We start from the raw sequence: 12,368 nt of genomic DNA, 5'->3' as shown, positions 1-12,368 counted from the left end.
TATTTTACAAAGGAGATAATTCAAACAATTTTGTAAAGGGGATTGCTAAAAATCTTGATTGCGTATCCCAATATACGAAAATAATAAATTATTGGCGTTGCTGATTTGATGTATGAAATTAATTTTTGAAATATCCGAAACTCTTGTATAAAAGTGCAATTACAAGCTACTTTCATCCTTGCTTAAAATTTTTCTTAATTTCAATTTATATTCAGATTCAGCTACACTCAATTTTTGACGTTGCACAAAAAGCATGAATAGCACCCTAACGCCAATCTTGGGAGATTTAGGGGGCTACCCTTAGATAGTAATAATAAATTCATTCAATTCACCAACGCCCAATTTTTAATTTATTTAGGCAACTTGTGGGCGATTGTTCCTACCAAACAAGCCCTATCGAAATCAACACCGTTTACATTAGCACCTTCTAATTCCGCACATAATAAATTTGCGCCTGCTAAATTAGCACCAGAAAGATTAGCTTTACGTAAATCAGCTTCTTCTAAATTGGCTTCGCTTAATAATGCACCCTGTAAATCTGCACGACTTAAGTCTGCACCTTTGAGGTTTGCACCGGTAAGATTAGCACCGCGTAAATCAGCACCGCGTAAATCTACACCTTGCAAGTCCACGTTAATTAAATTAGTACCGCTTAAAAAAGCACCAGCAAAAGAAACTTCGCTGATTACAGCGCCCATTAAGTTAGCACCCCGTAGATTACTACCTCGCACATCTGCTCCGGTTAAATCGGCTTGCATCAAGTTAGCTCCCATCAAGTTAGCTCGCAAGTCAGTTTCTTTTAGGTTTGCGCCCATCAAATTTGCTCCTTCTAAATGAGCACCTTCAAATTTAGAGCCAGCAAAATTCGTACCTACGAGGTTTGCACCAGCAAGATTGGCTCGACTTAAGTCAGTCTGAGATAAATTTTCGTCTTCTAAATTAGCTCCAGCTAACTGCTTTAATTCACCCGATTTAATAGCTTCAATACTCATAATGTATATATTTATCGATAGTAAATTTATTTAAATAAAGTTTTATCTAAATGGAAATTTCCGGACGCAAAGAGCGACAGCAATGCTTCTCCTTACGTCCGCGCTTAAGTGTATTATCCATCTAAATTGCAAGCAAAATTAAGTCACTTTAGGTAACTTTGGATTACACTTGGCTCGCTTATTCCTCCTTGCTTGCTATCAACTAACCATACTCCGGCGCTCAACTTAGGTGAAGTTACTGGTAATTCTAGCCCTTGATGAAAGCCCATGACTAATAAAGTTAAGGTTTCTATTAGTTTAGGGTCAAAACGAGTTGATTGTTGTTGAGTGCATTCCTCTAAAGCTTGAGTAAATGTTTCTTCCTTACTTAATCCGGAAGAGAACTTCTGACTGACTCTAGATTGAAAATCTGCTACTAAAGCCAAAATTCTCGACTCTAAAGGAATTTCGTCTCCTCCCAATCCTGCTGGTTCTCCAGTACCATTCCACCATTCGGATTGATGGGTAATAATTTGTGCTACCGCTCGTAGTCTTGGCATAGTACGTAAAACCTGCGTTCCCGGTACTAAAGGACAAGTTAAAGGGCAACTAGGTGCGTCTTCTTTGTACTTGGTAGATGTTACGGGAGTCAAAACGCTTTCGGCATTTTGTAGCGGATGTATGCGATGTAGGAAACCCGCAAGCCGCAATCTTTTAATTTGCCATGCAGGTAAATCTAAAAGCTGCCCCATTGTTTCTGATAGTGCTACAACCTCTGTTGCTGCCATTGGATTGGTAATATCGGCAGCATCAAGAAGTTGCGCCATTCGCAAAAACGCCTGAATTTCGTTAGAAAACAAGTTTCTATCCAAAATTCTATGGCGATTACCAGCAGGAACGGAAATATTAGTTTGTTCGGTCTGTAAATAGTCTACAACTCTGGAAACTACAGTTGCTAACTCTTCTGATTTGGCAACAGTTGGGTTAATTTGCTGTTCATATTCGTGCAGCTTTTTCGCTAATTCCGGATTGTAACTTTGAATATGATTGATAGCTAATTGAGCCGTTTCTCTGACTAAATCTGGCTCAAACGTCCACAACCCATAAAATTTACGTTCTAAATCCGATTCTGGCTGCCCCAACGAGCCATAATCTTCCTCTGATAGTTCTTGACAAATTACCATAGCCGTGTATTTCGGCGATAAAATAATTAAATGCCATTCTTCGGCTACAGCATCCTTTGGGTCTATAGATACCAAGTCTACATTAGATAGTTGACTGGTAGGATGTTCGAGCCAAGCACTATCAGGGGCTGCCATTATCGCAATTTGCCGCGAACATTTAGCAATATCTGCATAACGTTCCGCTTCTTCTAGATACCACTTACCTTGTTGAAAAGCAGTGATAACTAAAGGTTCACTATCATCATCTAATATATGGTCTTCTAAAGCATGGCATAGAGCGACCAAGGTATTTTTGTAATAAACGCCGTATCTAATCTGTCTTTTGCTATCTTGATGGGCTTTTTGTAGCCTTTGGAGTATTGAGCCTTCTAACATTTGATTTTATTAAAGTAATCGCGAATGGATTGCGAGCAATTTTAACACCGCTACAGGTATAAAGGGATTTATTTATCGTAATTATTAATTATTCTTGAAAACTCCCGAAAATCTCCGTAAATAGCTGGCGCATTGCTTTGAGTCTAAGTCTCCCATGGTCTTTTTGTTTGCTCAACGTCCTCCGTTTTCTTTGCTCCCCCGACTTTGCTGATAGTAGGGCGATATCCTTCGCCCTACTTGTTAATTATTATACACTTGCTAGCTGTTTCGGCTTTGTTTCAAGTGGTGCTGTTAATGCTTCTTCTAGATCTGCACAGCCGAGTTTTTCTTCTAGAATTTTCATGACTTCACGTCCGAAATCTGACGGGTTTTGTCGGGTGGCTTGCAGGCAAACTTCGCCGAAAAAGGAACCTAGGGGTTCGGGATTCCATAGTAATTTTCTAGCGTTCCACGGAGCTAGCAACATCGGATTGTAACTTTTATTGAGAATACCTTCTTTAAAAGCGTATTCTTCTAAGTGAGTATGGGGTTGCAATCCAATAAAGAAAATCGCAGGCTCAACTTTGTCTACTCCGAAAATTCTTTCTAATTCACGATGGTAGGCAATAGTTTGGCGGATAGTTTCGGGACGCTCATCTATTACATTAAAAGAATAATTAACCGAAACTAAATCGTTAAATCCGGCTGCTTTTAAATCGCGACAGTTTTGTAAAACGGTTCGCAAATTGTAACCCATCCGCATTTTGCGTACTAGTTCTTGAGAACCGCTGGTAATACCGATTTCAAAATAATTCATTCCGGTTTTTACCATTAAATCGCACAGTTTCGGAGTCAGATTATCGGCACGGATATATGCTGCCCAATTAATATCTGTCATTCCGGAATCAACGATTTTTTCCAATAATTCCACAGCATCATCCATAAATTTTCGTGCTGGGATAAATTGAGCATCGGTAAACCAAAATTTACGAATTCCTCTATCGTAAAGTTGTCGCATTTCCGCAACTACTTCATCGGCGGGATTGATGCGTACCTGCTTACCTTCCACCACCGTGTAAACGCAGTAGCAGCAATTATGAGGACAACCGCGCTTGGTTTGTACCCCTATGTAAAAGTCTTGCTCTTGGAGATAATAGTTAAATTCCGACCAAATAGTTTCGATATAGTCGTAATTACAGGCGCTTTTCTCGATAGGAGTGGGTTGTTCGTGAATCAGGCGATCGCGCGGTTGAGTTTCTCCTACGACATAACAGCGTTCGTCTCTGAATTCTTTACCACTCAACAGTTTTTCTAATAAAGTTTCTCCTTCACCGACGGAAACAATAGAACCCGACGGTAAACTGTTGCTCAACTGTTCGTAATAAACGCTAACCGCACCACCACCAACAATGACGCGCACATCTTTATTGTATTTACTAGCGCGTTTTAATCCGCGTTTCATCAATGCTGTGTTACGCCAAAGTTCCGTGTAGAAGCCTTTAAGCATTTGCACGCCACCTAAAGCCCCATGCAATTTGACAAAAGGATTTTTGGCGTAAAAAATTTCAAACGAATATTGTAAAGGATTTCCACCTCTTCCACCAACTGGAGCAAAAATATGAATATCGCGCCAAGAATAAATTAATAGCGTCGGTTTAAATTCATCAATACATGCATCCAGAGCAGACTTATAATCCAGAGGTGGTACCGTTCCCAAATCAAAAATCCGCTGCTCCACATTCGGGAACACTTTGTGGACATGATCTGCAAGGTAAACAACCCCAATCGGAAAAATGGGATTACAAGGAAGGCGAACGTAGAGAATTTTGTTTTCCATAGAGCGTGTTTCAACTTCCATCTTGCTGTTATCAAAGAAAAAAGAGATTTATATATCCGCTTTCCAATTACGCATTTAAATGAATTTTTGCCCTTTATGACAATCGTACTTGAGTTTTCACTCAATTATTAATAAACCGAGATTGACCTAAAACCCGGTGTCAACAAATAAAAACTACCGTAAGTGAGAGGTACAAGAATCATGTTCATATATCTTTTATGAAAATTTACTTTATATACCTTTACAATAACATCCACTTCCTTTACAAAACTCATTCGATTGGCTAATTGATGAGATAAAAGGTGGCGGGGGACAAGAAATGACTACAAAACCTATGACTACAGCCGATTAATTCTTGGAACCCCATCCTTGAGAACTTACTGCCTACACATAAGTATTCTAAGTTTGTCCATAGATTTTTGATTGCTTAGTCTGCCGCATTTTTTTAGGTTCCATCTTGTGACTGGAGTTACAGTTCCCTAATTTAGCTAGGATTTAGGGGTTCTTAAGAGACATGCCTACACAAAAACTTTTAGAACCAGAACTTAAACCCCACGTTGTTGCAAATAGCGTGAAAAAAGAAATTGCCCAATATTTGGGTTAAAGCGATATTTCTGAAACATTCTCTAAAACTTAGCTCAAAAAATCCCTGCCTTAACTTTGGATTTTCCTAGCCAACGATTATCATTAATTTTCTAATTTAAAATTATCAATTTTGACGATTTTGTGATAACGATAAATAATTGCTTCTGGGTCAATAGTAAAGTAAATTCAATATTCGATAAATAGATAGTACAAAACTCATCGAAATCATTGCACAATTTTATAAATTTGATAAAATATTTTTTCGATTTGTTCATAGTGTATAATTGCAAAAAAGTCATAGATTTTTATAAAAATTTCATATCTGGAACATATCTTAAGGTGGAAATAGCATACAAATAGCCAGTTGGTATTGAGAGTTACAGCAGGCGGGGATCGTGCAGTGCTAACTTTGTAAATGTAAGATACAATTGTGGCGATAAGCTCCTCAGCAGTTATGGCTCAAATACTAGATCCCCTACCTCCTGAGCAATCAGGGAAATCTCTGTGCTGCTACGTTAATGCCACGTCTAAAATACAGGTGGCCCGCATCTCCAATATCGCTAACTGGTACTTTGAACGGGTTGTTTTTCCCGGTCAAAGATTAGTTTTTGAAGCACCCGATGAAGCTCAATTAGAGATTCATACGGGGATGATGGCAAGTGCAATTTTATCGGATACAATTCCGTGCGATCGCCTTGTAATTAACGAAGCAAATATAACTGAATTAAAAGTAGATTCAGATAAAAGCAATGATGATTCTAGAGATGAAAATTCTCTTGTATCCTCAATTCATTCAAAAAACGGAGATAATACAAAACCATTAATAATCGTTGGCTAAAGCCTTTATTAATTAAAATTTTTTTTCTCTATTTTTGGGTTGCTACCTTTAGCAACCCATTTTCAATGAGCAATTACCAATTACCAATTACCAATTAGAAGTTTTTCACTCAAAACTCACAACTCCCTACTCCCCATATGTCCCACTTCAATCTACAATCCTAAATATGGATTTACCTTCATTTATTTGGTTATGGAAAATCGCTGCTTGGTCGATGGGGTTGTCGTTACTTGCTTATTTTTTGCTAGCGGTAACGGGTATTTGGATGTTTCGTACTAGAGCATCTGGAAATCCTAGCTTGGCAGCACTGTTACCGGGGGGTTATAGCGGACTACGCATACTCCACTATGTAATGGGTGTCACTATGGTTGCTTTAGTGATACTGCTATTAGCAATTGGTATTGTCGGTACTTTAGGTGAATATGGTTCTTTGGGACATTCACAACACCTAGGTGCTGGATTAACCACGGTGGTATTAGTTTTAGTATCTGCTGGAAGCGCGATTTCTATTCGCACTGGTTGGGTTTGGGCTAGACGCATTCACGTCAGTACAAATATTGCTTTATTTCTTGTGTTTGTCTGGGTTTCGCTAAGTGGTTGGAGTGTGGTGCAAAAGTATTTACCTTAGCCAGTTATCAGTTAGCAGTGAGCAGTTAGCAGCGAACAGTTATTTAATTAATATAAAGACGAGGGAGCAGAGAATGGAGCGGAAAAAACGTTTTTGTGGAAGTGGGGATAAGCCCAATTTATAACTGATAATTGTTGATTGTTAATTGATTATGGATTCTACTATTTTTCGGCTATCTCCTTTAATTAGGATTACGCTTTTAAGTTTGTATGTAGCGCTGACTTTACCGTTACCTTTTCTTGCTGATTTTACAAATGCACCCGTACCACCTGGACTACTTTGGGTCGGTATCGGTATTGGTTTTGTTATTTTGTACGCCGTTTTAACCGAAAGAGTAATTTTAAATGAAGAAGGAATCCAGGTTGTTTATCCTCCTTTGGTTCCAAAGTTTTTTCGTAAAGGTTGGTTTTTGGCTTGGGCGGATGTAGATGACTTGAAACCTCGTACTACAGGACAAGGAGGTATTGTCTACTATTTTGTCAGCAAGGACAAGAAAGGTTATTTGCTGCCAATGCGAGTAGCAGGATTTGCTCGTTTGTTGAAAATTGTACAGGAAAAAACGGGTATCGATACTACGGATGTTTACCCATTGTCGCAACCTTGGATGTATTTGACTTTACTAATTTTTACTTTATTAATGTTTTTAGTTGATGGTTGGACAATTTTAACTGCCATAGGAGTTAGTGGTTAGTGGTGAGACAGCGCGGTCTTGGGGGTCTCCCCCATGAGCGACTGCGAACCCGGAGGGTTAGTTGTTGGGTATGGGGAATAGTTAGGAGTTAGAAGTTGTGAATTCTTCTTTCTTCCCCCTCTTCCCCCTCTTCCCCCTCTCACCCTTCTCTACCCGAGATACTCCACAAATCCCTCGGGGACTAACCTAACGCTGCCAGATTTCAAAGTTTTAATATCCATCCATAGTGCCGTTTTCTCTCTTTCCCCTTCATTGAATGTAATTTTTTCCTGCTGGTAAAATTTGGGTTCAACAAAGTCGCATTCGTAAAGTTGAATTATTTCGTGTCCTGGTTTTCCTTGGAAGGTAAATATATTTTCTAAGCAAGCTAAATAACGGATGTTGGTAATTTCTGCTTGGATTTCTTCTTGAAATTCGCGTTGGAGGGCTTCTTTACTGGTTTCGCCAAATTCAACACCACCGCCTAGGGCGCGATAGAATTTATCTTTTTTGACTGGATCGTAGCCTTCGGAAAGAAAAGTACGATTGTTGCGATCGCGAATTATTCCCAGGGCTAAAACGCGGATTTTACCTTCTTTGTACATTTAATTTTCCTGTATTTCCCTAGTTATCATAAATAAACGAAGGGCGACTATCGCTATCTTCAACTGACCAATCTGGATTTTCGCCGCCAATGTAGACTTCATCAATGGTGACGTATTCTTGACCTAATTGAGTCAGAGCGTTGATGAGGATATCAAGTGCGATCGCGTCGGAAGTTCCTAAATCAAACCAGCATCTTCCCCAATCTCCGTTGTATTCAAATTCGCCCATATTATGCATTAAAGCCAGTAAGCTATTTTGATAACCATCTTGGTCATAATGCAAATAGCTAATATCAAGCCCGGTTTCCTGAACTTGAAGATTTTCGGCATTAAAACCTCCTAACTTACCCACATAAAACCAAGAATCAAAAAGTTCTTCCACAAACTGCTTCTCTCGTTCGGAAGGAACTGTATTAAACCTCAGCCAAATCCAGACATCAAAAGGATTAATCTCGCGGAATTCTATTTTCATTCGTTTGAAATATTCAGATTATTTACCCAAAGTTATTGTAGAAGAACTGTGGAAGATTGGGAGGGGGAGAAGGGGGTAGATGAGGAAGAGGGGGGGAGAATAAATAATTCTTACCAATCACCAATTACCCATGCCCAATTATCCATGCCCAATGCCCCATTCCCAATTTTCAATTATTTAATACTTTGTGCTGTTCTTCGACGTTCGCGTTCTATTTGCTTGACGACACTTACAGGTAGTTGAGATTTTTTCTCTAGTGCTTTATCGAAATGAGCAACTGCTTGTTGCGTCATTTGAGAGTCTTGCTGTTTTTTAGCTTGCTCGCGAAGAATTTGCGCTTTGAGATAGTACAGTTCTGGATTGTCGGATGCATTTTCAAGGGCACGATTTACGTATGCTAAGGCTTGGGAATATTTTTTTAAGTCTCGGTAGGCTATAGCTATACCTCTATCTACTAAATACTGAGGTCCGGCATTTTTTTCTAACCTTTGTATTGCTTGTTGGGGATTGGCGAAGGGCAAATTGACTGCCAGCATTAAATCCATATAACCCTTGATTAAATTGAGTTCTGGGTCTTTTGGAGAAATGGCTTCGGCTTTATCTAAATGTTTGTAAACATCTCGCAAACGGCTTAAAGCTTTTGGGGCACCGCTAACTGTACCTTCACGAGTGAGGATTACTGCTCCTTTTAAAAAATGACCGACTGCTGCGTATAAATTACCACGCAACGGGTCGGAGACAATTAATTTTTTAGCTGTATCTAAAGTTTTGGCGCTGTAAGAATCTAATTTTTCTACATCCTGCTGGGTATAAGCTAAAGATGCTTGCATGGCATAGGCTAAAGGTTCATTAGGCTCAGTTGAGATTGCCTTTTGCAGGTACTTTTGTCCTGCTTGATAATCCCCTTGCTCAAATACTGCTTTAAATGCGGCTTCTGTATTATCGCCGATATTGCGGGGTTGACTGCGGGGAAAAGGGTCGCCAGCAAGGGTTGGATTTACCCATAAATTCAGTGCGATTAAAGTTGTAAAAATAGAAGAAGCGAAGCGAAAAATATTTTTAGAGGAAGTGGTAGATGAAGCAGAAAATTTCTTGGTCATGTAAAACCTCAGAGTTATTACTGTTGAACTAGTCTAAAAAAATACTTAAAATTACGTAAATGCTTTGCTTGTTCCCCGTGTAGATTTACGCGACAATTTAATAAATAGTTTGACTGGGGAGATTTGAGAGGGTTCCCAGATTTTTTTTGGCTAATCTTTATGAGGATTAGTCTGCCACAATAAGTTAAGACGTTAGTTAAATAATGATGTATCTGTAAATAATATTTGCTTAAGTTGTGATTTGAGGATTTTTTCGGAAGGAAGGTCTGCTGCTTCGCTTGTAGTTAATTAATAACTGGCTAATTTTTAATTCTAAACAATGCTTTATCTCAGAAAATTAAATTATCATCCGACTGCTACCCAGAACGCGATTCTCAAATCAATTAATTTAGATTTAGCCCCTCAAACATTAGGTCTTATTATCGGGCCTAGTGGTTCTGGAAAAAGTACGATGCTGGAAATCTTATCTGGACTAGCAGAACCAACATCTGGCTCGCTTTTTTGGCGCGAACAGGAATTATTGGCCGAAGAAATGCAGCAGTTAGCTGGTTTGGTGTTTCAATTTCCCGAGCGTCATTTTTGTGGGAGTACGATTTTAGAAGAATTACGTTTGGGACATCCGGAGTTAGGGATAGAGCGAGTTAGAAACGCATTAAGCGAAGTAGGATTAGAGCATTTATCTTTTTCAACCCCACCCCACGCTTTAAGTGGTGGACAGCAAAGACGTTTGGCTTTGGCAGTGCAGCTAATTCGTCAGCCACATTTATTATTATTAGACGAACCAACAGCAGGTTTAGACTGGTCGATGCGCCGTCAGTTAGTGAATTTATTAGCGAAATTAAAACAACATTGGACTTTATTGGTAGTAACTCACGATGCGGGAGACTTATTACCGATTGCTGATAGTTGCTGGACTTTAAATCATGGAGAATTGGAATCAATAGATCCAGAAAAGTTGAAGAAAAAGGTTGAGGAATCGGAAGCTGCGGTTTAGAAGGAGTTAGGAGTTGGGATTTAGGAGTTATTAATTAAAAGCTTCTAACTGGTCATTGATAATTGGTTATTTGTTCACTGATAACTGACTTTTAATGAATTTGGCTATCGTTGAAGAATGGGTTTACAAAAAACCAGATTTTGCTGCACAACTAAACCCGATTCCTCAGCCTAAACATGGCGTTCGCTCTTTTCTTGTTCAAGGGATAAAGCTCGATTTCATGTATAAAGAAGATGAAAATCGTGCTTGGATGATATATTATGCCTTGCTGAATTCCGAAGGAAACTTATTGTCTTACAGAAGTGTATGCGAACAGCAAGTGAAAGCTTATTTTCGGGTTCTTAATCCACAATTGCGTTCAATACACAAACAGCGCATTAAGCCTGGAATCAGATTTTACGTGGTTGTTGGTTCGCACAAAGTCGCTGAATGTGTTGTTACGGAAGTGTTACACTTGGTAGATGAAAATTAAGATAATTTTTCATTATGTCAACTTCTGCACAAGAAGTGTATGTTCAAGTCGTTCGTAACCTTCCACCACAAGAGCGGTTACGACTAGCAACTCTTATTCTTAATGAATTAGTTGAGCAGGATTCATCATCTGTGATAAATCAAAGTGATTGCTGGACAGATCGAGATATAGTTGATGTTAATAATTTTTCTTTACAATATGCAGCTACATTATTTCCTGAAGATGAGGAAAGTGTTTAGTAATGTTTGATGTTGGTGATGTAGTAACAGTCGATTTTCCAGGGGTGACTGGTGTTAAACGTCGTCCGGCTCTTATTTTATCATCAGCGACCTACCATAAAAACCGTCCAGATATAATTGTTGGACTTATTACTTCTCAAACAACTGGGCTTGGAGTAACTGACTATGTGCTTCAAGATTGGAAAATAGCAGGTTTAAGAGTTAGTTCTGCATTTCGCTGTTTTATTGTCACTCTTCCTCAATCGGCGAATCCAGTTTTAATTGGTCACTTATCAGAACGTGATTGGCAAGAAGTTCGTAAATGTCTTAAAACATCGCTTGCTGACTTTGATGCTCTTTGAAAGATTTTATCTACCTTAATACAGTTGTTAAAATACCATAGGTTATCAGTGTATGAAGCTCGTCCATACTATTCTTGGTAAGAGCGACTTAAAACCTAATTATTTTGCAATCAGCGCAGATAGTAGAAATTTAATCAGTAATGCTCACAATAATCGTTCTTGCAAAGAACAGTACGAAACTGTAAAGTTTTGGGATTTAGCAACAGGCGATTTGGTCAAAACAGTTGATTTTCGACACGATTATGTCAGCGTTAGCGCTTATGAAAAATGGCTGTTGGGAACTGTTTACAACGCTGATGTGATTCTCAGATTAAATCTTGAAACGGATGAATTCGACCTGATTCTCGATGCCGCACCTTACCGTTTACTCGAACACAAAAGTAATGTTACCCCACTTGCTGCGAGTTTGTATGAGCCAATTGTTGCCTGTGGAGCGCAACCAGGAGAAATCGCAGTTTATAACTTGCTAGCAGAACCCATTAGTACTGACGGATATACTACGAGGCTTCGGGCACAAGAATTTAGTTCGGAAGACTCTTGGTCTAATTCGTCGGTCATAATTAGCCCAGATAGCAACTTTTTACTAAGTCAAACTTTAAATAAAGGCTTTCATCACCTGTGGGATATAAGGACAGGTGAACTAATTCGTAAATTTAGCATCTCAAGTTTTGGGCTTGCTGAGTGTCTTTCAATAAGCCGCGCAAATAAATTACTTGCTTGTGGTTCGTTTTCAGAAAAAATTCGAGTATGGGAGGTATATACTGGCGAGACTATATGTTCTTTAGATGGAGATTTGCCAGCCACAATGAGCATTGATGGAAAACTTTTGGCATACTGCAACTGTGAAATGAAGATTGTTGTGTGGGACGTTGAAAACAATCAAGAATTTTGTACATCACATGAAAACTCCACAAAGATTGAGAGAATCGCCTTGAGTCCCGATCGCAAATGGCTTGCCAGCTACAATCAAGAGCAAAATATCGAGATTTGGAGTGTATTCTAGAGGTCTGAAAGTTGCCAGCAAGATAACAAGTGGTTGGTGCTATGGATGAAGATTTATTGCAGCATAGGTTATCAG

At 39.0% G+C, this 12,368-nt stretch carries 14 protein-coding genes; 8 read left to right on the top strand and 6 right to left on the bottom strand.

The genetic code is table 11. The annotated features are described in order from the left end of the window. Window positions 1–350: 350 nt before the first annotated feature. The 3 genes from RIV7116_RS06570 to RIV7116_RS06560 form a co-directional block, all read right to left on the bottom strand. Window positions 351–992, bottom strand: a complete 642-nt coding sequence (locus RIV7116_RS06570; RefSeq protein ID WP_015117498.1) for a pentapeptide repeat-containing protein — start codon at window positions 990–992, stop codon at window positions 351–353. A gap of 143 nt (window positions 993–1,135) precedes the next feature. Beyond that, window positions 1,136–2,530: a DICT sensory domain-containing protein gene (locus RIV7116_RS06565; RefSeq protein ID WP_015117497.1), complete on the bottom strand. Its 1,395-nt coding sequence runs from the start codon at window positions 2,528–2,530 to the stop codon at window positions 1,136–1,138. Between the two features lie 247 nt (window positions 2,531–2,777). After that, window positions 2,778–4,367 carry a photosystem II high light acclimation radical SAM protein gene (locus RIV7116_RS06560; RefSeq protein ID WP_015117496.1) on the bottom strand — a complete coding sequence of 530 codons (1,590 nt, stop codon included), beginning with the start codon at window positions 4,365–4,367 and terminating at the stop codon, window positions 2,778–2,780. Window positions 4,368–5,385: 1,018 nt separating this feature from the next. Between RIV7116_RS06560 and RIV7116_RS06555 the strand changes: the two genes are divergently transcribed. From RIV7116_RS06555 to RIV7116_RS06545, 3 genes are all read left to right on the top strand, one after another. Next, window positions 5,386–5,769, top strand: coding sequence for a DUF1830 domain-containing protein (locus RIV7116_RS06555; RefSeq protein ID WP_015117494.1), 384 nt, complete (start codon window positions 5,386–5,388; stop codon window positions 5,767–5,769). 166 nt (window positions 5,770–5,935) lie between these two features. Continuing rightward, window positions 5,936–6,397 carry a DUF4079 domain-containing protein gene (locus RIV7116_RS06550; protein ID WP_015117493.1) on the top strand — a complete coding sequence of 154 codons (462 nt, stop codon included), beginning with the start codon at window positions 5,936–5,938 and terminating at the stop codon, window positions 6,395–6,397. A gap of 151 nt (window positions 6,398–6,548) precedes the next feature. After that, a complete protein-coding gene (locus tag RIV7116_RS06545) occupies window positions 6,549–7,088 on the top strand; it encodes a hypothetical protein (protein WP_015117492.1) in 540 nt (179 codons plus the stop codon). A gap of 149 nt (window positions 7,089–7,237) precedes the next feature. On the opposite strand, the gene RIV7116_RS06540 is transcribed toward RIV7116_RS06545, so the two are convergent. The 3 genes from RIV7116_RS06540 to RIV7116_RS06530 form a co-directional block, all read right to left on the bottom strand. Beyond that, window positions 7,238–7,672, bottom strand: a complete 435-nt coding sequence (locus RIV7116_RS06540) for an NUDIX hydrolase (protein WP_015117491.1) — start codon at window positions 7,670–7,672, stop codon at window positions 7,238–7,240. Between the two features lie 19 nt (window positions 7,673–7,691). Further along, window positions 7,692–8,144, bottom strand: coding sequence for a DUF3531 family protein (locus tag RIV7116_RS06535; protein WP_015117490.1), 453 nt, complete (start codon window positions 8,142–8,144; stop codon window positions 7,692–7,694). A 173-nt stretch (window positions 8,145–8,317) separates the two neighbouring features. Continuing rightward, window positions 8,318–9,244, bottom strand: coding sequence for a Sll0314/Alr1548 family TPR repeat-containing protein (locus tag RIV7116_RS06530; RefSeq protein ID WP_015117489.1), 927 nt, complete (start codon window positions 9,242–9,244; stop codon window positions 8,318–8,320). A 319-nt stretch (window positions 9,245–9,563) separates the two neighbouring features. Between RIV7116_RS06530 and RIV7116_RS06525 the strand changes: the two genes are divergently transcribed. The 5 genes from RIV7116_RS06525 to RIV7116_RS06505 all read left to right on the top strand — a co-directional run bounded on the left by RIV7116_RS06525 (window position 9,564) and on the right by RIV7116_RS06505 (window position 12,293). Beyond that, the gene (locus RIV7116_RS06525; protein WP_015117488.1) at window positions 9,564–10,238 is read left to right on the top strand and encodes an ABC transporter ATP-binding protein; all 675 of its coding nucleotides are present in this window, start codon (window positions 9,564–9,566) and stop codon (window positions 10,236–10,238) included. Between the two features lie 94 nt (window positions 10,239–10,332). After that, window positions 10,333–10,710, top strand: coding sequence for a hypothetical protein (locus RIV7116_RS06520; RefSeq protein ID WP_015117487.1), 378 nt, complete (start codon window positions 10,333–10,335; stop codon window positions 10,708–10,710). Between the two features lie 14 nt (window positions 10,711–10,724). Continuing rightward, window positions 10,725–10,949: a hypothetical protein gene (locus RIV7116_RS06515; RefSeq protein ID WP_015117486.1), complete on the top strand. Its 225-nt coding sequence runs from the start codon at window positions 10,725–10,727 to the stop codon at window positions 10,947–10,949. A gap of 2 nt (window positions 10,950–10,951) precedes the next feature. Then, complete coding sequence (locus RIV7116_RS06510; RefSeq protein ID WP_015117485.1) at window positions 10,952–11,290, top strand: type II toxin-antitoxin system PemK/MazF family toxin; 339 nt, start codon at window positions 10,952–10,954, stop codon at window positions 11,288–11,290. A gap of 52 nt (window positions 11,291–11,342) precedes the next feature. Then, window positions 11,343–12,293 (top strand): WD40 repeat domain-containing protein, encoded by a 951-nt coding sequence (locus RIV7116_RS06505; protein ID WP_015117484.1) that lies wholly within the window; start codon window positions 11,343–11,345, stop codon window positions 12,291–12,293. The last annotated feature ends 75 nt before the right edge of the window (window positions 12,294–12,368 follow it).

The organism is Rivularia sp. PCC 7116 (genome assembly GCF_000316665.1).
In the GTDB taxonomy this organism is placed as follows: Bacteria; Cyanobacteriota; Cyanobacteriia; order Cyanobacteriales; family Nostocaceae; genus Rivularia.
This window is presented reverse-complemented; position numbering and strand designations above follow the sequence as displayed.